This window comes from Nitrosomonas ureae (assembly GCF_001455205.1).
GTDB lineage: Bacteria > Pseudomonadota > Gammaproteobacteria > Burkholderiales > Nitrosomonadaceae > Nitrosomonas > Nitrosomonas ureae.
In genome coordinates, this window is sequence record NZ_CP013341.1 from 2723814 (window position 1) to 2747438 (window position 23625).

Annotated in this window: 28 protein-coding genes; 15 read left to right on the forward strand and 13 right to left on the reverse strand. The window is 44.2% G+C overall.

Annotated features, from left to right (window positions below; translation table 11 throughout):
• Positions 1-51 precede the first annotated feature (51 nt).
• The 5 genes from ATY38_RS12690 (at position 52) to amrS (ending at position 4907) form a co-directional block, all read left to right on the forward strand.
• Positions 52-918 (forward strand): FAD:protein FMN transferase, encoded by an 867-nt coding sequence (locus ATY38_RS12690; protein WP_062559623.1) that lies wholly within the window; start codon positions 52-54, stop codon positions 916-918.
• 85 nt (positions 919-1003) lie between these two features.
• On the forward strand, positions 1004-2242 hold the full coding sequence (locus ATY38_RS12695) for a Tle-like phospholipase domain-containing protein (protein ID WP_062559624.1): 1239 nt from the start codon (positions 1004-1006) through the stop codon (positions 2240-2242).
• A gap of 191 nt (positions 2243-2433) precedes the next feature.
• Positions 2434-3237, forward strand: coding sequence for an AmmeMemoRadiSam system protein B (gene amrB / locus ATY38_RS12700; RefSeq protein WP_062559625.1), 804 nt, complete (start codon positions 2434-2436; stop codon positions 3235-3237).
• Positions 3227-3817, forward strand: coding sequence for an AmmeMemoRadiSam system protein A (amrA, locus tag ATY38_RS12705; RefSeq protein ID WP_062559626.1), 591 nt, complete (start codon positions 3227-3229; stop codon positions 3815-3817). The genes amrB and amrA overlap by 11 nt, the downstream gene beginning before the upstream one ends.
• Positions 3810-4907, forward strand: coding sequence for an AmmeMemoRadiSam system radical SAM enzyme (gene amrS / locus ATY38_RS12710; RefSeq protein WP_062559627.1), 1098 nt, complete (start codon positions 3810-3812; stop codon positions 4905-4907). Before amrA ends, amrS begins: the two co-directional genes overlap by 8 nt.
• Positions 4908-5071: 164 nt before the next feature.
• Here the strand turns inward: amrS and ATY38_RS12715 are convergent, their stop codons facing one another.
• The 4 genes from ATY38_RS12715 to ATY38_RS16135 all read right to left on the reverse strand — a co-directional run bounded on the left by ATY38_RS12715 (position 5072) and on the right by ATY38_RS16135 (position 7402).
• Positions 5072-5359: a DUF2934 domain-containing protein gene (locus tag ATY38_RS12715; protein ID WP_062559628.1), complete on the reverse strand. Its 288-nt coding sequence runs from the start codon at positions 5357-5359 to the stop codon at positions 5072-5074.
• A 352-nt stretch (positions 5360-5711) separates the two neighbouring features.
• Positions 5712-6065 carry a hypothetical protein gene (locus ATY38_RS12720; RefSeq protein ID WP_062559629.1) on the reverse strand — a complete coding sequence of 118 codons (354 nt, stop codon included), beginning with the start codon at positions 6063-6065 and terminating at the stop codon, positions 5712-5714.
• Positions 6066-6291: 226 nt separating this feature from the next.
• Entirely contained in the window at positions 6292-6741 is a 450-nt protein-coding gene (locus tag ATY38_RS12725; protein ID WP_062559630.1) for a CBS domain-containing protein, read from the reverse strand.
• A 484-nt stretch (positions 6742-7225) separates the two neighbouring features.
• Complete coding sequence (locus tag ATY38_RS16135; protein ID WP_158441784.1) at positions 7226-7402, reverse strand: hypothetical protein; 177 nt, start codon at positions 7400-7402, stop codon at positions 7226-7228.
• 39 nt (positions 7403-7441) lie between these two features.
• On the opposite strand from ATY38_RS16135, the gene ATY38_RS12735 reads away from it, so the two are divergent.
• From ATY38_RS12735 to flhC, 3 genes are all read left to right on the forward strand, one after another.
• Positions 7442-7891: a hypothetical protein gene (locus ATY38_RS12735; RefSeq protein ID WP_062559632.1), complete on the forward strand. Its 450-nt coding sequence runs from the start codon at positions 7442-7444 to the stop codon at positions 7889-7891.
• A gap of 475 nt (positions 7892-8366) precedes the next feature.
• On the forward strand, positions 8367-8684 hold the full coding sequence (flhD, locus tag ATY38_RS12740; protein ID WP_062559633.1) for a flagellar transcriptional regulator FlhD: 318 nt from the start codon (positions 8367-8369) through the stop codon (positions 8682-8684).
• Positions 8685-8712: 28 nt separating this feature from the next.
• Positions 8713-9249 (forward strand): flagellar transcriptional regulator FlhC, encoded by a 537-nt coding sequence (gene flhC / locus ATY38_RS12745; RefSeq protein WP_062559634.1) that lies wholly within the window; start codon positions 8713-8715, stop codon positions 9247-9249.
• 34 nt (positions 9250-9283) lie between these two features.
• Here the strand turns inward: flhC and ATY38_RS12750 are convergent, their stop codons facing one another.
• Entirely contained in the window at positions 9284-10477 is a 1194-nt protein-coding gene (locus ATY38_RS12750; RefSeq protein WP_062559635.1) for a pyridoxal phosphate-dependent aminotransferase, read from the reverse strand.
• Between the two features lie 78 nt (positions 10478-10555).
• Here ATY38_RS12750 and uvrB point away from each other — a divergent pair, with 78 nt between their 5' ends.
• Positions 10556-12586: an excinuclease ABC subunit UvrB gene (uvrB, locus tag ATY38_RS12755; RefSeq protein ID WP_062559636.1), complete on the forward strand. Its 2031-nt coding sequence runs from the start codon at positions 10556-10558 to the stop codon at positions 12584-12586.
• Positions 12587-12591: 5 nt separating this feature from the next.
• On the opposite strand, the gene ATY38_RS12760 is transcribed toward uvrB, so the two are convergent.
• The 6 genes from ATY38_RS12760 to ATY38_RS12785 all read right to left on the reverse strand — a co-directional run bounded on the left by ATY38_RS12760 (position 12592) and on the right by ATY38_RS12785 (position 17002).
• The gene (locus ATY38_RS12760; RefSeq protein ID WP_062559637.1) at positions 12592-12939 is read right to left on the reverse strand and encodes a hypothetical protein; all 348 of its coding nucleotides are present in this window, start codon (positions 12937-12939) and stop codon (positions 12592-12594) included.
• Positions 12940-12989: 50 nt separating this feature from the next.
• Entirely contained in the window at positions 12990-13814 is an 825-nt protein-coding gene (locus ATY38_RS12765) for a TrmH family RNA methyltransferase (protein ID WP_062559638.1), read from the reverse strand.
• Between the two features lie 49 nt (positions 13815-13863).
• Positions 13864-15162 (reverse strand): histidinol dehydrogenase, encoded by a 1299-nt coding sequence (gene hisD, locus ATY38_RS12770; protein WP_062560210.1) that lies wholly within the window; start codon positions 15160-15162, stop codon positions 13864-13866.
• A 29-nt stretch (positions 15163-15191) separates the two neighbouring features.
• Entirely contained in the window at positions 15192-15836 is a 645-nt protein-coding gene (gene hisG / locus ATY38_RS12775) for an ATP phosphoribosyltransferase (RefSeq protein ID WP_013647469.1), read from the reverse strand.
• Positions 15837-15848: 12 nt separating this feature from the next.
• Positions 15849-16490, reverse strand: a complete 642-nt coding sequence (locus tag ATY38_RS12780; protein ID WP_062559639.1) for a superoxide dismutase — start codon at positions 16488-16490, stop codon at positions 15849-15851.
• Between the two features lie 80 nt (positions 16491-16570).
• On the reverse strand, positions 16571-17002 hold the full coding sequence (locus ATY38_RS12785; RefSeq protein ID WP_062559640.1) for an ExbD/TolR family protein: 432 nt from the start codon (positions 17000-17002) through the stop codon (positions 16571-16573).
• Between the two features lie 246 nt (positions 17003-17248).
• Between ATY38_RS12785 and purE the strand changes: the two genes are divergently transcribed.
• From purE to ATY38_RS12805, 4 genes are all read left to right on the forward strand, one after another.
• Entirely contained in the window at positions 17249-17737 is a 489-nt protein-coding gene (purE, locus tag ATY38_RS12790; RefSeq protein WP_062559641.1) for a 5-(carboxyamino)imidazole ribonucleotide mutase, read from the forward strand.
• A complete protein-coding gene (locus tag ATY38_RS12795) occupies positions 17737-18870 on the forward strand; it encodes a 5-(carboxyamino)imidazole ribonucleotide synthase (protein ID WP_062559642.1) in 1134 nt (377 codons plus the stop codon). Before purE ends, ATY38_RS12795 begins: the two co-directional genes overlap by 1 nt.
• A gap of 11 nt (positions 18871-18881) precedes the next feature.
• A complete protein-coding gene (locus ATY38_RS12800; protein ID WP_062559643.1) occupies positions 18882-19772 on the forward strand; it encodes a phosphoribosylaminoimidazolesuccinocarboxamide synthase in 891 nt (296 codons plus the stop codon).
• A 193-nt stretch (positions 19773-19965) separates the two neighbouring features.
• Positions 19966-20583 (forward strand): hypothetical protein, encoded by a 618-nt coding sequence (locus tag ATY38_RS12805; RefSeq protein WP_062559644.1) that lies wholly within the window; start codon positions 19966-19968, stop codon positions 20581-20583.
• 38 nt (positions 20584-20621) lie between these two features.
• Here the strand turns inward: ATY38_RS12805 and ATY38_RS12810 are convergent, their stop codons facing one another.
• Complete coding sequence (locus ATY38_RS12810) at positions 20622-21641, reverse strand: zinc-binding dehydrogenase (RefSeq protein WP_235590299.1); 1020 nt, start codon at positions 21639-21641, stop codon at positions 20622-20624.
• A 19-nt stretch (positions 21642-21660) separates the two neighbouring features.
• Positions 21661-21897, reverse strand: coding sequence for an HP1242/YdcH family protein (locus ATY38_RS12815; protein WP_013647476.1), 237 nt, complete (start codon positions 21895-21897; stop codon positions 21661-21663).
• A gap of 340 nt (positions 21898-22237) precedes the next feature.
• Here ATY38_RS12815 and ccmA point away from each other — a divergent pair, with 340 nt between their 5' ends.
• The gene (gene ccmA / locus ATY38_RS12820) at positions 22238-22852 is read left to right on the forward strand and encodes a cytochrome c biogenesis heme-transporting ATPase CcmA (protein WP_062559645.1); all 615 of its coding nucleotides are present in this window, start codon (positions 22238-22240) and stop codon (positions 22850-22852) included.
• A 1-nt stretch (position 22853) separates the two neighbouring features.
• On the forward strand, positions 22854-23513 hold the full coding sequence (ccmB, locus tag ATY38_RS12825) for a heme exporter protein CcmB (protein ID WP_062559646.1): 660 nt from the start codon (positions 22854-22856) through the stop codon (positions 23511-23513).
• Positions 23514-23625 lie beyond the last annotated feature (112 nt).

Below are 23625 nucleotides of genomic sequence, written 5' to 3' on the forward strand. Positions count from 1 at the left end.
ATTTGATTTGTGAGGGCGCAATTAAAGTACTATCACTACGATTTCAGTGCAATGGGCTCGCCTTGCTCGATCCAGCTTTATGCCCATCATGAAAAAAAGGTCAAACGCGCCGCCAAGTCAGTCATGGATGATGTGTATCGCCTGGAAGCAAAATACTCCCGTTACCGCACCGACAGTTTTCTATCCGATATAAACCGCATTGCAAAACAAGGCGATCGCATCCGTGTCGATGATGAAACTGCGGGATTGCTTGATTATGCCAACACCTGTTATCAGCAAAGCGATGGCCTGTTTGACATTACTTCCGGGATTTTGCGGCGCGCCTGGGATTTCAAGTCTGGAGATATACCTGATCCGGAAATAATTCAATTGCTTCTGAATAAAATAGGCTGGCATAAAATTAGCTGGCAGCGCCCGGTTCTGAGGTTCATGGCTTCGGACATGGAAATTGATTTCGGCGGCGTGGTCAAGGAATACGCTGTCGATCGCGCTGCTTCACTATGCTGGGATGCCGGCATACATCATGGACTGGTTAATCTTGGAGGAGATATCAGAGTCATCGGCCCGCATCCGGACAGCAGTCCTTGGCGCATTGCCATTCGTCATCCGCGTAATCCGGAGGGTTTGTTGCAAACACTTTTATTGCATTCCGGAGCATTGGCGAGTAGCGGGGATTATGAACGGTGCATCATACTGAACGGTATTCGATATGGCCATGTGCTCAATCCAAAAACCGGCTGGCCGGTGCAGTATATGGCAGCGGTCAGCGTGCTGGGTGAGTTTTGCGTGGTTGCCGGCAGTGCGTCCACTATTGGCATGCTGAAAGGAGAAGATGGAGCCGAATGGCTCAATACTTTGGGCTTGCCACACTTGTGGGTAAATGTGAATGGGGAATCCGGAGGGTCGTTGATGGCGTGAGCAGAAATATATGATTTGGCTCTACCTATTTTCTGAAAAATGATTAAACTGCTGAGTTTAATTACATTCATCAATGAGCCATTTTATGACAATAGGGTATTTTAATTTAGCCATACTGACCAGCGTTGCAACGCTGTTCTTTTGTGTATCTACTGCCAAAGCGCAGCCGGAAGAATGCGTTGATTTGACGGCACCCGTTACGTTGATTGAATCCAATGGTTTGGTGTGTTTGCAAAAAATCATCGTGAGCGATTCATTTGGCGATCAATTATATAAAGCATCGCTACAGTGGTTAGGGGCGGATAATCCAAATCGGTTTTTATTGCTGAATGCGGAGTTCGACGATGTCTCCGAAACGAATAGCCCAACGTTTTCTTTTCTCACAGGTGTGCTGACTTTGCCAAAGGTTGATTTTCCCAAGCTTTATGGGACTGAGCGTTATACGGTGAGCTTGACCTGGGTGACCGATGCCAATGATGCGACAGTGGATGCCGTTTCTGTGTTTGAGCTGAATTCAGTCGCGTTGTACAACAATCCCGATTATGTGCCCAATGTCACTTGGAAACCTTATGGCATGTTGTTTCCTGAAGAGCGGCGGGCGGCCGATTTGCTGATTCGATCTATCCCGTATGCGCAACTCACTGATGCCATTTATGATTTTGATAATGTTGTGGTTGGCGCCTGGGAATTGATTAAATCCACTGGAACGAATTCCGGAATGGATGCAGGCGTATATAAAAACCGCGATACGGGCGAATTGGCACTGGTATTTCGTGGCACTGAAACGTGCGATTTTCCATGCTCATTTAAGGAGCTGGAAGACACCGCACGAGATGCCATAGCGGATTTAGCCATCGGCACGGGTACGGTGAGCGATCAATTTAAGGATGCCTTCAGATTTGCTCAGGATGTAATGATTCTGCATCCGGATGAAAAGATTACGGTGGCAGGGCATTCTTTAGGAGGAGGATTGGCACAAGCGATTGGCGCTGCTCTGGGATTGGAGACATTTGCTTTCAATTCCTCGCCGGTTCCGGACCATTTTTTTGATACTTATCCTAAATCCGTAACAAACGAACAATTGCAAGAATTAATTTATGTGATTGCCGATGTCCATGACCCGGTTTCCAATACCGATGAAACAGGAAAGATATATTTGGATTCGCATCATGTCACACCCTTGATTCAATTTAATTTTGAGTTGAGAGAGATTTTACCTACTCGCAATGTGGATCTGGAAGACTTGAGATTTGGCCGCCATAGTATTGCCAGGCTCACCGATAATGCGACCAGCCTGATGACCATTTATCAGGAAGGATGGTAACCAACGTGTTACTTCAAGTATTGCAATTTTTCCCCTTAGCAACGCGCTACTGTGTTGGAAATGTGTAATTGATTTCATGCAATGATAAGGTACTCAATAGCATAACTGGATATAGATCAGCCGGATGGTTGCAATTTATTGCTTGATTTTTTGTCTGATAGCAGTGTCAGGAATCAACAAGAGAATGCACGATGACAACTATTCGTTCTCCCGCAGTCGCCGGGTTTTTTTATCCTGCTGATGAACAGCAGCTGAGGCAGGATGTGCAATTCCTGCTTGAAAAAGCAGATCGGCATGACTTAAAGCCAAAAGCATTAATCGTTCCACATGCCGGATATCAATATTCAGGCGCCATCGCGGCAACGGCTTATGCCAGTTTGCGCACGGCCGCTGCAAACCTACAGCGCGTAGTATTGTTAGGGCCAGCGCATCGGGTAGCCATGCATGGTCTGGCTTTGCCAGGCGCGGATGTTTTTACTACACCACTGGGTGATGTAAACGTGGATACGGATTTAGTCAATGCAATCGCTCACTTGCCTCAAGTTAGCATTAGCAGAGCAGCCCATGCATTGGAGCATTCTCTGGAAGTGCAGCTTCCGTTCCTGCAAAGTGTATTAAATGAATTCACCTTCCTGCCATTAGCGATTGGTATGGCGTCAGCCGAAGAAGTGGCTGAGGTGTTGGATTATCTCTGGGGCGATGAAGAAACATTGATTGTGATCAGTTCCGACTTATCACATTTTTTACCCTATGCAACTGCGCAGCATATCGATATTCAAACGGTGCAATCCATACTGCAATTACAGCAGCCGATTGCATCCGATCATGCCTGTGGAAGTATAGCTATCAATGGTTTGATAATTGCGGCGCAAAAACACGGCTTGATACCGCATTTGCTGGATTTGAGGAATTCCGGAGATACTACGGGAACTCGCGATCAAGTAGTCGGTTACGCAGCTATTGCGTTTGGCCAAGGAAGTAATCATGGTGCGTGATAACGATCCACAAGGAAGAATTTTACTGCAAATTGCACGTACAGCTATTGCACGCGCTTTGCATGTTCCTTGTGCAGCGGTAGCCGTGGAGGAACATATGTCTTGGCTTAGCAAGCCGGGAGCAACTTTTGTCACTTTAATCCAATACGGTGAATTGCGAGGTTGTGCCGGTTCTCTGAAGGCGTATGATCCATTGCTTGAAGATGTCAGCAATAATGCGCTCCTGGCTGCATTGCATGATCCTCGTTTCTTGCCGCTGGTGAAGGATGAGCTCGATACAATAAAGATTGAAGTTTCGTTGTTATCGCAATTGCAACCACTGACTTTTACCAGCGAAGCCGATGCTCTGGCACAGTTGCGTCCGAATGTTGATGGCATTGTGCTCGAATATGAACTTCATCGCAGCACATTTCTGCCTCAGGTATGGGGAGATCTGCCTAAACCCCAGAAATTTCTTGCCAAGCTAAAACTGAAAGCCCGTTTATCTGAAGATTTCTGGTCTGAGAAGATTCAGTTATCTCGCTATACCGTCAGGAAATGGCGGGAAATAGATAATGTCAAGGAGTGTGCACATGGATGAGCCGATTGGTGCAATGCAGCAACATCCCGCCAAGTATTGGCATTTGCTCGATGATGGCCGGATTCAATGTGATTTATGTCCGCGTGATTGCAAGCTGCACGATGGGCAGCGTGGAGCGTGTTTTGTTCGTGGGCGTTCCGGTGCTGCTATGGTGCTGACGACTTATGGGCGTTCATCCGGCTTTTGTGTTGATCCCATTGAGAAAAAACCATTGAATCAATTTTATCCCGGCAGCAGTATTTTATCTTTTGGCACGGCAGGTTGTAATCTTGCATGCAAATTTTGCCAGAACTGGGATATTTCCAAATCGCGGAACTTTGATAAATTGCAGGATCAGGCCAGCCCGGAAGCTATTGCAAGCTATGCCAAGCAGTATGGCTGCAAGAGTGTTGCATTTACCTACAACGATCCAGTGATTTTTGCCGAATATGCGATGGATGTTGCCGATGCTTGTCATACTGAGGGCCTCAAAACAGTTGCCGTGACTGCGGGCTATATTCATGCTCAACCTCGCCACGACTTCTTTGCCAAAATGGATGCAGCCAATGTTGATCTCAAGGCCTTTACCGAAGGATTCTATGTCAAGCAAACGGGGGCGCATCTGCAGCCTGTATTAGATACCTTAAAATACCTGAGACATGAAACCGATGTATGGCTTGAGCTGACAACGTTATTGATCCCCGGTTTAAATGATTCAGATCAGGAAATCGGTGCGATGAGCGAGTGGATTATTAAAGAATTGGGAACTGATGTGCCGCTGCACTTCAGCGCTTTTCATCCGGATTACAAACTGAGGGATATACCGCAGACACCGGCTGAAACCGTAATCAGAGCGCGGGATATTGCATTGAATGCCGGGCTAAACTACGTGTATACCGGGAATGTGCATTTTATTGAGGGCGACACCACTTTTTGTCCGTTCTGCAACGGTGAATTAATCGTGCGCGATTGGTATGAAATTAAACAATATCATTTAACGTCTGACGGACGTTGCACCCATTGTAATGCAGCAATTGCAGGTCATTATGATCAATTTCCCGGTCAATTCGGCCGACAGCGTATTCCGGTCAGAATGGGAACGATGGTATGACAATGCTAAGATTCGACTGCTCAGGGAGAATTTCCAGTCAGGCAAAATTGCCGCTATCCTGCAAGATTTAAGCGTTGCAGTACAGCTATCACCGGTCGGTTATTGAATATTAGCCTAAAAATACTATCTCTATAATTAAAAATAAGTAATTTATCTTATCTTTATTATTCAGTTTCATCGATCATGAATTGAAAACCTGCATCACTCAAGTCATCCAGCTCTAACACACTGTCTACCTCGGTTTCAGCTTCTAACCAATCCTGTACCATATCGGCCTCATTATTACTAAATCCCCTTTTTTCAGCGCGGTAATAGGCTGAGGTTGCAATTGCTTCCTCGCGATCCATTAATTGATCTTTATGGGTTATCTGATTGGCCAGTATATTTGGTTCGTTTTTAGGTAATTTTGTACGGGATTTCTTGCTTACCGTTTCATTCAGTTTGCTAGACATGTGAGAATTCTCCTTTATTTTTCTGAGTAACGGGCATATCAGCTGATTACACTTCATGTTACTCATCCAATTTAGTAAGGGATTGAGAAATTATCGTTGTTGCTGTTATGGCGTTAAAATCGCTGTCAAGGTACTGATTAGCGAAATATGGATTATATTTTTTGTTTTTCTTCAGACTCGCGCCCAAATGCTTCCCAACAATTTTTAGATACATAACAAAAATAAAATCAGTGTGTGTTGTCCAATGATTTAAATTTTAACAAAGGGCTTTAGTAACCGATTTGATATGAATCAATAATTGTTGAGAAATTAAATAAAATACTCCACCTGTGTTTGCGGCGAGGTATTTATTTTAGGCAGATTCCTTAACCATGGATGAGGATTGCTTCTGGTAATCTTTTGAGAATTCCGCGTACATTCCTAATGTACTGCAGATTTTCTGAAATTCGCTACGGATAGTGGCGGGAGATCTTTTTAAGTATGCAGCAAGAATCCGAGTATTTGTCGTTTCCAGAGTTAAACTTGCTTCCAGTAGTTCACGCAGGAATGGTGTTAGCAGTCTTTTGCCATCCAATGTTTCAATGAGGCGTGCTGCATGCATTCTTGCACGCCTCAGTTGACCCGTTTCATAAAACTGCGGGTTATTTTTGCGCCGGTTTAACTGATAATTAATATTGCGTTGGGTTGCAATGGAGAGTTGTTTCATCTGGGACACTCCTTGTGTAAGGTGATAGCATCCAGAGTAGCAAAGATATATGACAGGGATATTAATCCAGCTTTTTGGTATTACGAGATCTTCAAGGCGGTAAAACTAATGCGTGAAATTATCGCTCTTCATTTTTACACATAATTAAAAAATTGCGGAATATCTTTTAGAATCATGCCAATCAACCGGATAACACCTATTATTCCCGGTTGATTGAAATCACTCACTATGGACGATGCCGAACTTCTTTTTTCTGCTCATACTTGACCAGTTTAGCAAGATCAAGCAATGATTCGGACAGCCATTGCAGGGCATCATCTAACGTCAAAATACCAATTAATTCGCCGGCATCATCTACTACCGGCAAGCGCCGGATAGTTTTGCGGCGCATTAATTCGATCGCCTCATGCATCTCGGTGTTCTCTTTTACAGTAAATATATCGGGTACCATAATATCGCCGACCGTGATTACTGTTTCGTCCAATTCTGTTGCCATAATTTCGACAATCAAATCACGATCTGTGACCATTCCTACTGGCACTGCTCGGCCATTGGGTTTGTCGATTACTATGACAGCACCCACATGAAATTGACGCATTAGTTTGGCGGCTTCTTGAGCGGTTTCATCTCGCTGAATCACAATTACTTCACGATTACAAATTTCACCGATGGTCATTTTATACTCTCCTTTCTTGTTATCTGAATAAAACAGCCGCATGGATCGATTAATGCGGCCAATGAACGTGTAAAAAGTTTTCTGCCTGATAAAGATGGGTATTCGGGTTTTTCTATTTTTTCTAAATGAAATTTCATATGCGGAAATGTTCTTTGTATGCCGATAATCAACTTTCTTTGAAACAACAGATTTAATTCGGATATGACGCCGCCTCTTATTTTCATTGGATAAAAGCCTTATTAATATGATTAATACTGCCAGTACATCTTGATCGCTTTGATGATTTTGTCAAGCATTTCAAAAGTGCTTGTTATCAATTCCAAGCTATCATCACATTCTGATTTCTGTAACTTATTGGAAGAATTGAGAATGATTATTGCAGGTATATAGTATTTGATTGATTGACACCGATTCAAGCTTTTATTACGCTAGAAACATTTCATGATTTTTCTGACCACCCGGTGATGAGGTGAAGTGTATTGTGTCATTTCCGTCGAATTTCTATAAGGTTAGTCAGTATTATTTGAGTTTCCAACAAGTGACAGCTTCGCATTGCCAATTCAACTAAACCAGCCATGAATTCGCTGTAGCTGCCAATGATGACATTGATGTGAGTTTGCCGGAGTGAACCATAATCGTAATTATTAATCGAATCGCTCATTAACTTTGGCTTCATTTCTTACGTAATAACGATTGATTTATGTATTTCGATAAAATCTATAAGCTACAGACAGGCGTAAGTCTCAAAATTTCAACCTTTGCTTTACAAGAATTGATTGCTAACGCTATTACTGGGCAAAAATTTCCTGAATTAAAAAGCATCCGCAGTACCACAGATCTGCATGATTATTTATCGATCATTGTTTGTGATGGGGTTGAAGGTTTAATTGATAGGCGACAGCGTTGGCTAGATCATAAGATCAAAACCACCTTAACTGCAGGACACCCAGTTTCATTCCATAGTTTCTGCAATCTTTTCTGGCGTAATCTTGATGAAGATGATCCAGATGGCGATGAATGGCACCAATTAATGGCCAGCGATCAATTCTATTTGCAATTAACTATTCTGCTCAATAAATTGCGCATAGTGGAACGGAGTTTATTGCAACGCAAAGACATAGCGTCAGATTTGTTCTTGAGTTCAACATGAGAGCAGATTGGGGATTAATGGTTAGAGTAGTCACAAACCGCATTGCAGAATGAATTAATTTCCAATTAATCTTATTTAAAGTATTTTTCTCTCGATATTCTCAAAATGGATAGTTCTTGAGTTCATGATATTATGAATTTTATCGATCATTCAGTGTACGGAAATCCACAGCAAACAGTGCACACTTGATTTCTACCATTATTAGATACACCCCATAGTGCGCGAGCTTTGTTTCCGGTTGCCGGAGCACAAATAGTTAATATATTGCACATCTCCTTGAGTAATAAAAAAATATCAAATACTCAACTAATTACGAATCTTTCGATGTAGGCCGAATTCCTACATTGCGATAAGTAGATTCCCTAGCTTTGTTTAAGTCTAACTTCCATTTACTTCCACCGCGTCATAATTGAAAATCTCACCTACACGAATACGTGTTTTCGACTAAAAATTTATTTATTTTAGAGGTGATTAAATGCAAACAGATCAAATGTTGGATGAAATCCGGGATATTAATTTAAGCTATCTATTGCTTGCAAAGCAAATGCTGCATGATGATAGGGTATCCGCTATGTACCGGCTGGGCATTAATCAGGATCTGGCTGATATTCTGGATAAGTTAACTTCTGCACAATTAATTAAAATGGCTGCGTCAAATATGCTGCTTTGTCGTTTCCGTTTTGATGATCGCTTGATTGCCGAAATGTTATCCAACGATAGCCGTGAGCAATCTGTCTCTAAGTCGCATGTGGCGATTTTGATGGCCGGAAAGCCTGCAGAAGCTGTAGCGTAAAAACAAGTATATAAAGAGGGCTGATCCCATGCGCAATCGAAGCATTATCACCGAGGCCAAGCAAATTCAACTGGCAACTGAATTGATTCAATTAGGGGCTCGTTTACAGGTATTGGAAATGAACACAGATCTGAGTCGAGAACGATTAGTAAAGTTATATAAAGAAATTAGAGGGGTATCGCCTCCCAAAGGCATGCTGCCCTATTCAGAAGATTGGTTTATAAGTTGGCAACCTAATATGCATTCTTCGCTGTTTATCAACATATATAATTATATAACTGAAAATACAGGGATTAAAGGCATTTATGCATTAATTAAAAGTTATAGGCTCTATGATGAGCATGTGAAAATCAATCAATTAGAAAAGGTCTTAAGCTTAACGCGTGCGTGGACTTTAGCACGTTTTGTTGAAAGTGGCGTATTGTGCATAGCACCTTGTGTAAATTGTCACGGCAAGTATGTGGTGCATTCATTGGAAATTCATTCGAATCACGTGTGTGGTTTGTGTAATATACCTTCACGGGCAGGAAAAACTAAAAAAGCAGCAATGGCCGCGCTTCATTAAGATAAAAAATATAAATCTGCTGAATTAGGTGAGCTTATTTCAGCAGATGCTTTATCCGGCTTAATGCTTGCTTAAGATTTTCCATTGAAGTGGCAAAAGATAGCCGCATATACCCTTCGCATCCAAACGCAGAGCCTGGAACCACGGCAACGTCGGCTTTCTCCAGTAGATATTCGCTAAATACGATATCATTTTGTGTGCTTATCAGATTTTTCCCATATAACGCATTGATCGATTGACGAGCATCCGCAAATGCATAGAATGCGCCTTGCGAAGATAAACACTGCACGCCGTTAACTTGATTTAATTGTTCGGTTACAAAAATATTCCGCTCTTTGAACGCTGTAACCATTGGATGGATACATGATTGATCACCATTTAATGCCGCCTCAGCAGCTGCTTGTGAAATGGAACTGGGATTCGATGTACTTTGTGATTGAATGTTTTCCATCGCTGAAATGATGTGTGCCGGTCCGCCGCAATAACCGATTCGCCATCCTGTCATTGAATAAGCCTTGGAGACACCATTGAGAACAATGGTCTGGGGAAATAAGTCCGGACAGGCATTAGCAATATTTCCAAATCGTTCTCCAGTAAGCATAATATGCTCGTACATGTCGTCGGTGGCAATAATAATTTTGGGATATTTGCGTAAAACTTCACCCAATGCTTTGAGTTCATTCAAAGTATAAACTGCCCCGGAGGGATTACTGGGGCTGTTGATAACAAACATTTTTGTTTTGGGTGTAATAGCTGCTTCCAGTTGCTGTGCGGAAATCTTGAAATTCTGTTCGATGCCGGTACTGATAAACACAGGCTTACCCTCAGCGATTAACACAATGTCAGGATAGGAAACCCAGTAAGGCGCCGGAATAATCACCTCATCTCCCGGATTAATTACAGACAACACCAAGTTGAAGAAGCTTTGTTTACCTCCGCAGGAAACCAGAATTTGCTTAACGTCAAAATCAAAATTATTCTCGCGTTTAAACTTGGCGACAATCGCACTTTTTAGCCCGGGAGTACCACCAACGGCGGTGTATTTCGTCTGGCCTTTATTAATTGCAGCAATCGCAGCATCTTTTATATGTTGGGGCGTATCGAAATCAGGTTCGCCCGCACCTAATCCTATAATATCCTTACCTTCGGACTTAAGCTTGGCGGCACGCGCAGTAACAGCAAGAGTGGGAGATGGCTTGATAGCTTGAACGCGACTGGAGAGTTCCACAAAAATCCTCGCACTAAAATAAATAGACCAGCATGTTAGAATGGTACAAAAACATAATATTCAGTCGGAATTATACCTGTGATCGTAACCTTCCCCAATAGTCCGTTCAAATTACATCAGGCATTTGCGCCTGCAGGCGACCAGCCTGCAGCTATCGTGCAGCTCACTGAGGGGATAAACGATGGTCTTGCGTTCCAAACATTGCTGGGTGTTACCGGATCGGGGAAAACCTATACGATTGCCAACATGATCGCCCATTTAGGACGTCCGGCAATTTTAATTGCGCCAAACAAAACCCTGGCAGCACAACTTTATGCCGAAATGCGTGAATTCTTCCCGGAGAATGCCATTGAATACTTTGTATCTTATTACGACTACTATCAACCGGAAGCCTATGTGCCAGCACGGGATATGTTTATCGAAAAAGATTCGAGCATCAATGAGCATATCGAACAGATGCGTCTGTCTGCGACAAAATCCTTGCTGGAGCGCGATGATGCAATTATCGTGGCTACGGTGTCATGTATTTATGGTATCGGTGATCCGGTAGATTATCATGGCATGATTCTGCATTTGCGCAACGGTGAAAAGATTTCTCAGCGTGACGTCATAAAGCGTTTGACCGAGATGCAATACGAACGCAATGAATTGGAATTCAAGCGCGGGGTATTTCGCGTCCGGGGTGATGTGGTGGATATTTTTCCGGCGGAAAATTCGGAAGCAGCGATAAAGGTGTCATTATTTGATGATGAAGTGGATAGTCTGTCTTTATTTGATCCGCTGACCGGCCGCATGCTGCAAAAGCTATCGCGATTTACCGTTTATCCTTCCAGTCATTACGTTACGCCGCGCAGTACCACATTGCGTGCAATGGAAACTATCAAAGATGAACTGCGCGAACGGCTGGAATATTACTACCAGGAACATCGCCTGGTTGAAGCCCAGCGTCTTGAACAGCGAACCCGGTTTGATCTGGAAATGCTTAATGAATTGGGATTCTGCAAAGGGATTGAAAATTATTCACGCCATCTTTCCGGCAAAAACCCAGGTGAGCCGCCACCGACCCTGCTGGATTACTTACCATCCAATGCATTGATGATCATTGACGAAAGCCATGTCACTGTGCCGCAGATCGGAGGGATGTATAAGGGTGATCGGTCACGCAAGGAAAATCTGGTGAATTATGGTTTTCGCCTGCCGTCCGCCTTGGATAATCGTCCATTGCGTTTTGAAGAATTTGAAAAAAGAATGCCGCAGACTGTGTTTGTATCGGCAACACCAGCGAATTATGAGCATCAGCACAGCGGACAGATCGTCGAGCAAGTAGTGCGACCGACGGGATTGGTTGATCCGATAATTGAGGTACGTCCGGTAACGACTCAGGTCGATGATTTAATGTCTGAGGTTCGCTTGCGCACTGCCAAGAATGAGCGTGTACTGGTTACTACGCTCACTAAGCGCATGGCGGAAGATTTAACCGATTATTTTTCGGATCACAAAATCAAGGTACGGTATTTGCATTCTGATATCGATACGGTAGAACGCGTTGAAATTATTCGCGATTTGCGTTTGGGGCAATTTGATGTGCTGGTAGGGATTAATTTGTTACGTGAAGGGTTGGATATTCCTGAAGTTTCACTGGTCGCGATATTGGATGCTGATAAGGAAGGCTTCCTGCGCTCGGAAAGGTCATTGATTCAAACTATCGGCCGTGCTGCCCGTCATATTAACGGCACGGCCATTCTGTACGCTGAAACCATAACCAGATCCATGCGTGTTGCGATTGATGAGACAAACCGCCGACGTCAGAAGCAGATAGACCATAACGTGCAACATCAAATTATTCCTCGATCGGTGCATAAAAGGATTAAAGATCTCATCGATGGCATTTATAACTATGAGTCATCGCAGCAAAACCTCAAAGCAGCACAGACGCAGGCACGCTATGACGCCATGAGTGAATCGCAACTGGCCAGGGAAATCCAGCGGGTGGAAAAGAAAATGCTCAGTGCTGCAAAGAACTTGGAATTTGAACAAGCAGCACGCTATCGAGATGAACTGAAAAGTCTGAAGAATAAATTGCTGATCGGTTTTCCCGATATGACATAACCCGGTTATTTTTTAATCTGCGTAGATGTCACAAAAACAATAGTGTTGAATGTGCGATTCAAAGTCTTGCTGGTAAAGTTGCTCATGATCATGCTTCCAGAATAGCGGATATGGTCGCCTTTACTAACCTTGGTCGTGGGTGCGGCAATCCAGAATTTATGCCCGCTATTCTCCAATTCCATATAGGTGTAACCGGCGGCATCCATTGTGTTAACAACAATTCCTTCATTGTCAGGCATATTTTCTTTGGATTCTTGTGCATTCTGCGGCTCATGGTGTAAAGCCATGACATTGACAGAATTGAATAATGAACATCCGAGAAGGATGATGAGGGATAAAAATGAGATTTTCATGATACTCCATAGCGACAATGTTGTTCGGTGCAGTATGATACACCTCGGCATTATTTAGTGCCAATAGTGGAAGATAGCGATGAGTATTTATCTTGGCGTACTTTCTCAAAAAAGCAAATAGCGGCAGCCGCCGCGACATTCAGGGATTCAGTTTTACCAGGCATGGTGATAGCAATATTCACGTGTGCTGCTTGTATCATTTCTGCAGATAATCCTGCACCTTCATTGCCAAATAGAAAAGCCGTAGGTCCAGCCAATGAAATTTCAAAAAGATTCTTCGTGGCTTGTATCGATGTGGCAATGACAGTTCCCGGAAACTGTTGCGCAATCTGTTTTAAGTTGCTATTTTCATAAATATGCAAAAAAAAATGCGCACCCATTGCAGCCCGTAATGTTTTGGGTGACCAGGCATCTGCGCAATGTTTTGACAGATAGATATGACTGGCATTGGCAGCGGCTGCCGAGCGCAATATCGAGCCAAGATTTCCAGGATCCTGGATCGTTTCCAGCAGAACACTAAGGACTTCTTTTCTGTTATGTGTTTTTTCTTGTAGTGAAGGTTTTGAGATAAGCGCGAGAATGCCCGTAGGTGTCTTAACTGGAGATATTGCGCGAAATAACGAGTCACCGACAATAGTTATTTTTGGAGGTTTATATCCAAAAATTATGTCCATAAAATGTTTATTATCGGTATCTGCAAAATAAGATTCGCTGACGATCAGATTCTCGGGCTTGCCTAATATTGAACAATGAATTTGAATGAGATGAATGCCATCAAGGAGTGTCAGGCCGGTTCTCTTACGATATGGCGATGATTCTTCCAGCTTGATCAGTCGTTTGATAAGCGGGTGATCGCGTGAAGTGATAACTGGCATAAATAAATCCCGCAAGTATCGAAGCTACTGCAGTAAAGTTCCGCAATTATTAATTTTTGTAGCGGTATTCTGCCGATAAAGCATGTGCTTGTAATCCCTCTCCCATCGCGAGTACTGATGCAATTTCCCCTAGCTTCGCCGCTCCCTGCTGCGAAACCTGGATCAAGCTACTGCGTTTCTGAAAATCATACACACCCAACGGAGAAGAGAAGCGTGCGGTTCTTGATGTCGGCAATACATGATTAGGACCAGCGCAATAATCTCCTAATGCTTCGCAAGCATTGCGGCCCAAGAAAATAGCCCCGGCATGGCGAATTTTATCAATCCAATTTTCTGGTTGCTCGATGGATAACTCAAGATGTTCAGGTGCGATGCGGTTGGCGATTGCACAGGCTTCATCCAGATCGTGCACCTGAATCAAAGCGCCGCGATTTTCCAACGAAGCTCGAATGACATCTCTGCGGGGCATTTCTGTCAGCAAACGATTCAAGCTGTGCATTACCTGGTCGAGAAAAGCGGCATCAGGTGATAACAATATCGATTGGGCTAGCTCGTCATGTTCGGCTTGGGAAAACAAATCCATAGCAATCCAGTCCGGATTGGTTCGACCATCGCAAATGACTAAAATTTCAGATGGTCCGGCGACCATGTCGATGCCAACGATACCGAATACCCTGCGTTTGGCGGCTGCAACATAAGCATTGCCCGGGCCGACAATTTTATCCACAGAGGGTACGGTTTCGGTACCATACGTCAATGCGCCGACAGCTTGAGCACCACCGATAGTGAATACACGGTCCACCCGACAAATGGCCGCTGCCGCCAGAACCATATGATTCCTTTCGCCATTCGGTGTCGGAACGACCATGATCAATTCTTTTACACCAGCAACTTTAGCCGGAATGGCGTTCATTAGAACCGAGGAGGGGTAAGAGGCTTTCCCACCGGGAACATAGAGTCCGACACGGTCCAGTGGCGTTATTTTCTGACCTAATAACGTACCTTCCGAGTCGATGTATTGCCATGAATGCATCAACTGCTTTTCATGGTAGCTGCGAACCCGCTCAGCTGCCTGTTCCAGAGCAGTTCGCTGGCTTGATGGCAAAGCGGTCAACGATTGCTGCAAATGATCCTGCGTAAGCTCAAAATCCTTACCGGAAACGGCTGATAGTCTGTCGAACCGATTGGTATACTCGATCAAGGCAGCATCTTTGCGCTGCTTAATGTCTGCAAGAATCTTGGATACGGTTAATTCGACTGCGTCGTCCTGAGCATTTTCGAATGACAGAAGTTTCTCCAGATTGGAATCAAAATCAGAGTCTTTTGAATTAAATCGTTTTATTTCTATCATGGTTAGGAAGGATAAATGCCGGAAAATTATGGTTTGACAGCTGCAGAAAATGCATCCAATACCGGTTGGATGGCATCTCTTTTTAACTTTAAGGCTGCCTGATTAATAATCAATCTTGACGAAATGGCCATGATTTCTTCCACCGCTTTCAGATGGTTGGCTTTTAAGGTGCTACCGCTTGAGACGAGATCGACGATGGCATCCGCCAAGCCCACTAAAGGTGCTAATTCCATCGAACCATACAATTTTATCAGATCGACATGCACGCCTTTGGCAGCAAAATGTTCGCGCGCAGTTTGTACATATTTGGTGGCAATGCGTAGCCGTGCGCCTTGTCGAACCGCAGAGTCATAATCAAAATCTTCAGGTGCTGCCACCATCATGCGGCAGCGTGCAATATTCAGGTCCAGTGGCTGGTAAAGCCCAGCACCCCCATGCTCCAGCAGTACATCCTTGCCGGCGATGCCAAGATCAGCAGCGCCATACTGCACATAAGTCGGTACATCCGATGCGCGCACTATGATCAGACGTACATTCGCTCGATTAGTAGATAGAATCAGTTTGCGCGATGTTTCCGGGTTGTCCAGTGCCTCAATCCCTGCGGCATTGAGTATAGGTGCGGTGTCATCAAAGATTCGCCCTTTTGACAGGGCGATGGTGATATCAGTCATAAAAAAGTGGAATTATCCAAGATTAGCTGCAGCAAAATCCCAATTGATCAATTTCTCCAGAATTGCGTTCGCATAATCGGCACGGCGATTCTGATAATCTAAATAGTAAGCATGCTCCCAAACATCAATAGTTAATAATGGCCGGACATTTTTTGTCAGCGGGGTTTCGGCGTTGCCGGTTTTGACTAAGGCGATTTTATCGCCATCCTGAACCAGCCATGCCCAACCGCTTCCAAACTGAGTCAATGCAGCTTGAGCAAATTCTTTTTTGCAAACTTCCAGACTGCCGAATGAAGCTTCAATCTTTTGTTTCAGGGTCGATGATGGTTCCCCGCCGCCATTGGGCTTCAGACTATGCCAATAGAACATATGATTCCAGACTTGTGCGGCATTATTGAAAATCGCGGCTTTTTCCGTTTGTCCGGCGGTTGCCTTGATGATTTGCTCCAAGGATTGCCCTGCCAGATCGCTGTTTGCCAGCAGATTATTCAAGTTGTCGACATAGGTTTTGTGATGTTTACCATAGTGAAAACTCAGTGTATTTGAAGATATCACAGGTTGTAGCGCAGTATCCGAATAAGGCAATGGGGCCAGGACATACTGCGACCCGGATTGTGCCGCTTGGGAAAAGTTGTCAAGATTGATATTCGTCATAGTGCTCTCCTTAATTAAATAGAATATTAGGGTTTAGGGTAATAATTATTACCGAATTCAATCACGATCCGAAATAATGATCAGTTTGCATTATTCGTTTCCGTGGTGAAAGTGATTTTATTGTAACCTGCCAAGCGGGCCGCTTCCATTACAGTAATCACCGATTGATGCGTAGCCTTAGCATCCGCACTGATGATGATAAAGGGATCGGGGCGAACCTTGGCTGCGAAAAGTAAAGCATCACGCAAGCTCTCAATACTGGAAAACTTGATGGGAATCAGATTGATGGTGTAATCTCCCAATGCGTTGACAGTTATGTCTATACTATTCGGTTTGTCGATATTTTTGTCGACTTCTTCAGCACTGGCTTGCGGAAGGCTGATTTCAAGTTCGGCGAATTTCGAATAGGTTGTCGTTACCACCAGAAAGATCAAAATTACCAGCAGCACATCGATCATGGGCACCAGATTGATTTCCGGTTCGTCGCTATGTTTTCTGCGTTGAAAATTCATTCAGGGTCAAATCGTCATTAAGAAAAAGAATGCTCCAAGCTTAATACATTGAATAGTCACATCAATGTAAAAGCGCAACTGTAAATATGCCTAGTATAATACCAGTTATAATTTTTATTGAAGCGATCAAAATAGATTACACGATTATTGTACAGACTTATAAAATAGCCAGCCGTGTTTCAAAGCATCATTGTGTAACGTGCTATTAGATAATTATTATCAAACCTTAAACTAGATTGAAGTTATATGATTAAACCATTAGTGAGCATTGTCATGGGCAGCAAAAGCGATTGGGACGTGATGCGGCATGTGGTAGTTATCCTGGATGAATTCCATATCGCACATGAAGCCAAAGTGGTTTCAGCTCACCGCACGCCGGATTTGATGTTTCAATTTGCTGCAGAAGCCAGAGCGCGCGGCATCCGATGCATCATCGCAGGAGCAGGAGGCGCGGCGCATCTGCCCGGTATGATTGCGGCAAAAACCACCTTGCCGGTTCTGGGTGTTCCGGTCAATTCCAAGCACTTACAAGGACTGGATTCATTGCTTTCGATCGTGCAGATGCCCAAAGGAATTCCCGTTGCTACGTTTGCCATCGGTGAAGCGGGTGCGGTCAATGCCGGATTATTTGCAGTTGAAATACTGGCGGTGTATGACAGTGAATTAAATGAACAGCTAAACCAATACCGGCAGAAGCAGGCTGAATCTGTACTGACTTCCGAATTGCCAAGATAATGCGCATCCTACCTGGAGCCATGCTCGGTGTCCTTGGGGGCGGACAGCTCGGACGCATGTTCGTCCAAGCAGCTCAACAGATGGGATATCGGGTAACAGTGCTGGATCCGGCAATGGACAGTCCTGCCGGACAAGTGGCGGATGATTTTGTTTGTGCGGATTATGCCGATCATGCAGCACTGATGAAACTTGGCAATCAATGCGCGGCAATTACCACCGAATTCGAAAATATCCCTGCAGGATCGCTGCAAAAGCTCGCTGAATCTTGTATCGTCAGGCCGGATACATACAGTGTAGCCATTGCACAGAATCGCGTGCTGGAAAAGCAATTTCTGGCGGACAATGGTTTCTCCGTCGCACCGTTTGCCATCATTGCCCACCAACAGGATTTGGTTTCTCCGGATATTGCCCAGTTACTTCCCGGTATTCTGAAAATCAGTCAATTTGGTTACGATGGCAAAGGGCAGGTGCCGGTTGTCAGCGTTGATGAATTGACAATTGCTTATGATCAACTCGATCATGCGGTGTGCGTGCTGGAAAAATTCATGCCGCTTAAAAGAGAATTATCGGTCGTAGTGGCGCGGGGCGGCAATGGGGAATTACAGATTTTTCCGGTATCCGAGAATCAGCATATCAACGGCATCCTCGATATCAGCATTGTGCCGGCTAGAGTAGCGCCGCAACTTGCAAAGCAGGCACAAGACCTAACTTGCCGGTTGGTTGAAAAGATGGACTATCAAGGCGTGCTGTGTGTCGAGTTTTTTGTGCTGCAGGATGATACATTATTAATCAATGAAATCGCACCACGCCCGCATAACAGTGGGCATTATTCCATCAATGCTTGTATTACGTCGCAATTTGAGCAGCAAGTGCGAGCTTTGTGCGGGCTTCCGTTGGGAGCCACCACGCAACACAGTGCTGCGGTGATGGTTAATTTGCTGGGCGATTTATGGCGCAATGGAAAACCCGACTGGCAACGGGTTTTGCAACATTCATCGGCCAAATTACATTTATACGGTAAAACTGCAGCGCGACCGGGTCGTAAAATGGGACACTATACCGTGTTAAGTAATGACATTGACAACGCATTACGAGAAGCAAATCACATCAAAAAACAACTTGAGCATCACTGAAATTACTACCTATGACGCAACCATCCGCTTTATTTGAAACGACGATCAAAAGCTTGCCTTTTTTACATCGCGGCAAAGTCCGGGATATATATGCTGTCGGTGAAGATAAACTGCTAATCGTGCAAACTGACCGCTTATCCGCTTTCGACGTGATTCTGCCTACCGCTGTGCCTGGCAAAGGGAAGATTCTCACTGCGTTATCTCATTTCTGGTTTCAGAAACTTGCGCATGTCTTACCCAATCACCTGACTGGCATTGCGCCGGAATCGGTGGTGGCGGAAAGTGAACGTGAACAAGTACGCGACCGCGCATTTGTCATTCAACGTTTGAAGCCATTGCCAATCGAAGCCATCGTGCGCGGCTATGTAGTTGGTTCCGGCTGGAAGGATTATCGGCAAACCGGCGCTATTTGCGGTATTCCGCTGCCATCCGGCCTGAAACTTGCCGACAAACTGCCCGATGGTGCAATTTTCACGCCCTCCACCAAGGCCCCGGCCGGTGCGCATGATGAAAACATTGCTTTAACGGAAGTGGAACAGCAATTGGGCAAAGCACTCTCTGAAGAGGTCAGTGCAAAGGCCACCCAACTTTATACCGAGGCCGCCGATTATGCGCTGCAGCGCGGCATCATCATCGCCGATACCAAATTTGAATTCGGCCTGGATGATACCGGTGAATTATATCTGATCGATGAAGTATTAACGCCCGACTCGTCCCGCTTCTGGCCTGTTAACCAATACCAACCCGGCCAAAACCCGCCGAGCTTCGACAAACAGTTTGTGCGTGACTGGCTGGAAAAACAGGATTGGAATAAAAAAGCACCTGCGCCGGTATTGCCGGATGATATTTTGCGGCAGACGGTGGAGAAGTATCGGGAAGCGTTGCGGTTGTTGATGGGATAACTTGCATACGATCGAAAATGACAATAAGACTGCTTTATTATGCTTGCTTTGCAGCAAGCAAAGATTAATGTGATTCTTAGCATGAACGAGAACTCTTGATTATCAGCCTGATATCTATTTTCTGCCAAATAACGGAGTTGATCGCGGTTGATGTGTATCTCGGAGATACAATTTGTAGAAAATTGGAGGAATTATGGCTTTATCAGAAAATGATGAAATTGTATTATGTTTCTTTACGAGTGCAAAGGAAGAAGTTTATTCACGAATTCGACTTCGCGATACACTTCTCGCCGCTTACACAACTGCGGTAGCCGCTACGTTTGCTTTTGCAAAGTACTCTTCGCTAGGCATAAATCCATCTGAAGATACAAAGAACGCTCTACTAATACTTCCCTATATGGGCTTTGCCTTTACCTTGCTTGTTTGCTATCACCATTTATGCATTGCAACCTTAGGAGCTTACATAAAATTTGAGCTTCGTGCTAAGCTAAAAACTGTCACTACCGTTCATGTCTTCGATGGATGGCACCGATTCGAAGAACATCGAAATGGAGCGCAACGACTTCGCACAGTTGGCCAAGCGATTATTCTTGTGATTCCTCCGATTACGGCGCTTTTTATAAACTACGAAGCTGCCATCTCCAGTGAATGGTCTCAAGTTGTATACTTCTGGTTCGGTGTTGCTGCAACCCTTGTTTCTTTGGCAACAATTATTCAGACTTATATTAATCAAAAGCAGCTAAATGGAAGTAATGAGCGTGTTCATGAACGGAGAGCGCGCTCGCAAGATCAAAAGGAATCGCAAGTCTAATAGCTTACCTCCAGATTTTGAGAAAAACTTTATTTACTTTATGAGTCCACTATCAATACAAGTTTTCCAATGGGATGATTTTGTTCAAGAAAATTTTGTGCTGCAGCAGCATCTCTTAGTGTGAAAGTACGTGCAATTTCCACCTGTAGTTTGTGGGCATCAAATAATCCCGCGCATTGTCGCAATATTTCGCCTTGATGACGTTTGGCGTCTTCCAGTTCGAGTAAAATCGGCGTCAGCATTAATTCAAGGCTGAAACGGACATTGCGTTTGCGAGCCTCGCTCCAGTCAGTATCCGGTGCGGATTGCAGAATGGTTACGACATCCCCGTAGGGTTTGACGCAGCGAAAACAGCTTTGCAATATTTCCGGCCCCACAGTGTCAAATACAATATCGACGCCGTTATCGTTTGTCCAGCGCAATACCTCTGCGATGACATCCTGCGAGCGGTAATTGATGACCAGATCTGCGCCCAAGCGCTTTACAAAATTTGCTTTTGCTTCAGTACTCACTGTAGCGATGACGTGAGCTCCGGCCAGCTTAGCCAGTTGAATAGCGGCATGGCCAACGCCGCCGGCACCGGCGTGGATCAATACAATGTGGTCTTGAGCGATGTGCGCCCGATCATGCAATGCTTCCCATGCGGTAATAAAAACCAGTGGAACTGCGGCCGCCTGCTCGAAGGACAACGAGCGTGGTTTTAAAGCGAGTAAGCTGGCATCGACCTTTACATATTCGGCATAAGTGCCTTGGCGATTGTTAAAAGCGGGTTGCGAAAAATAAACTTCATCCCCCGGTTTGAAATTATCAACTTGCGCGCCTACGGCTTCTACAATACCGGCTCCGTCGCATCCCGGAATCACTGGGTAAGTGACTGGAAATCGTTCCGGATGGGTGCGAATTTTGCAGTCAATCGGATTGATACCGATCGCTTTGATGCGCACTAAAACTTGACCTTCATTGTAATGATCAGATAATGCGATATCTCCAAAATACAAAATTTCCGTTGAACCGCCTACATTAAAATAAACTGCTTTCATTTTTTGATCTGTTAGCATGTTGACTGCGAGAAGGCTGTTAATTATTGGTAATCATGCTGTAGAGCTTATCTTTATGTAACAAACGCTTCTTTTTCAATTCTTCCAGGTATTCGTCAGTGGTGTTCTCGATACCTTCTTCAATCCTGAGTATTTCGCGATTGAGGTCATGGTATTCCTCAAACAGACGAGCAAAATGACTATCATGAGTTTTTAGTTCATGAATGCGATCGTAATATTCAGGAAATTCGTGGTGTAAATCGTGTTTTTCTATCATGACTGATTCCTAATTAGTTATATAAATTCACGTTATAAGTTTTGGGTTATAAAAATTATTAATATTCAATGGGTCGCTATCATTTGTTTAAAATGTTTTTTGTAAGTGACTCAAATTCTTATGCGTGATCCAAAGTTTACTGATATGCAATTAGTCTTTGCAAGTTACCAGTAAATAAAGTTTTAAACAGCATATACAGGAAATTTGTTTACATACTGCATATTTAAGCTACTGCTTTGCAAAACTAGGCATATTTGAAGTTGTAACGATTCTTTTGAGTAAGCGAATTTAGCCTCGATGCGCTATAATTGCATGTTTATGTGACTGAAAGGTTCAAATAATGTTGCAAGGTGTTAATCTTGCTTGTGTTCGTGGTGATCGCGAGCTTTTCAAGGATATCAACTTTTCTCTTGATGCAGGTAGCTTGCTGCAAGTGCGTGGCCCCAATGGCAGTGGCAAGACCAGCTTATTGCGCATGTTATGCGGCTTATCATATCCCGCTGCGGGTGAAATTCTCTGGAACGGAACTTCGATCCGATCGCTAGATGGAGATTATTTTGCAGATGTGACTTATATTGGCCATTTGAGTGGTACCAAAGATGATTTGACGGTTCTCGAGAATTTACGTATCTCAAGTGCGCTGGCCGGTTTTGAAATCAGCGCTAACCAGGCTAGTGAAGCGCTGAAACATATGGGACTGAAGGGCAGAGAAGCATTGCCCGTCAAAGTCTTATCGCAGGGGCAGCGGCGTCGCGTTGCTTTGGCGAGGTTACTGGTCTGCAATACTACTTTATGGATACTCGATGAGCCATTAGTTGCGCTGGATGTCATGGCCGTTAAATTGATTCAAGGATTGCTGGAGCAACATTTGCAGCGAGGTGGTGTGATTGTGATGACAACGCATCAGGAAATTGAGGTGACCGCAGCATCAATTATGCAATTGCATCTGGCTTAATATGTTTATGTGGATAATTAAACGCGATTTATTATTGGCAATGAGGCGCCAATCCGATGTATTGACTACGTTATTTTTTTTCATCATCGTGGTGAGCTTGTTTCCTCTGAGCGTTGGGCCTGAAATGAATATGCTACGCACGATGGCACCCGGTGTGGTTTGGGTGGCAGCCTTATTGGCTTCAATGTTATCTCTGGGAAGAATGTTTGCAAATGATTATGTTGATGGCACATTGGAGCAGATGTTGTTATCGCCGCAATCACTATCACTGTTAGTGCTTGGTAAGGCGTTTGCGCATTGGTTGGTAACCGGAGTGCCACTTGTTTTAATGGCACCCGTATTGGGGATTCAGTACGATTTGCCAGCCGATGCGCTATTTGTTCTAACGGCTGCTTTATTACTGGGGACGCCGGTTTTAAGTTTGATCGGAGCAATTGGGGCAGCATTGACTCTGGGATTGCGAGGAGGGGGAGTATTGGTGTCGTTATTAGTGTTACCTCTTTATATTCCTGTATTGATTTTCGGAGCCGGCGCGGTTGAAGCCAATATGGCAGGGATGGATTTTGACGCGCATTTATCATTAATTGGTGCATTTTTATTGGTTTCGATTGTATTAGCACCTTGGGCTGCAGCTGCATCCCTGCGAGTTTCTTTAGAATAATTGAAGTGCCATTTTTGAATTTGCTTCAATATCATGAGATCAACTAAGGGCAATTTATTATGCCTTTTATATAATTTCTGATTTTTTGGTATAAAATTACGGACTGAGTAAA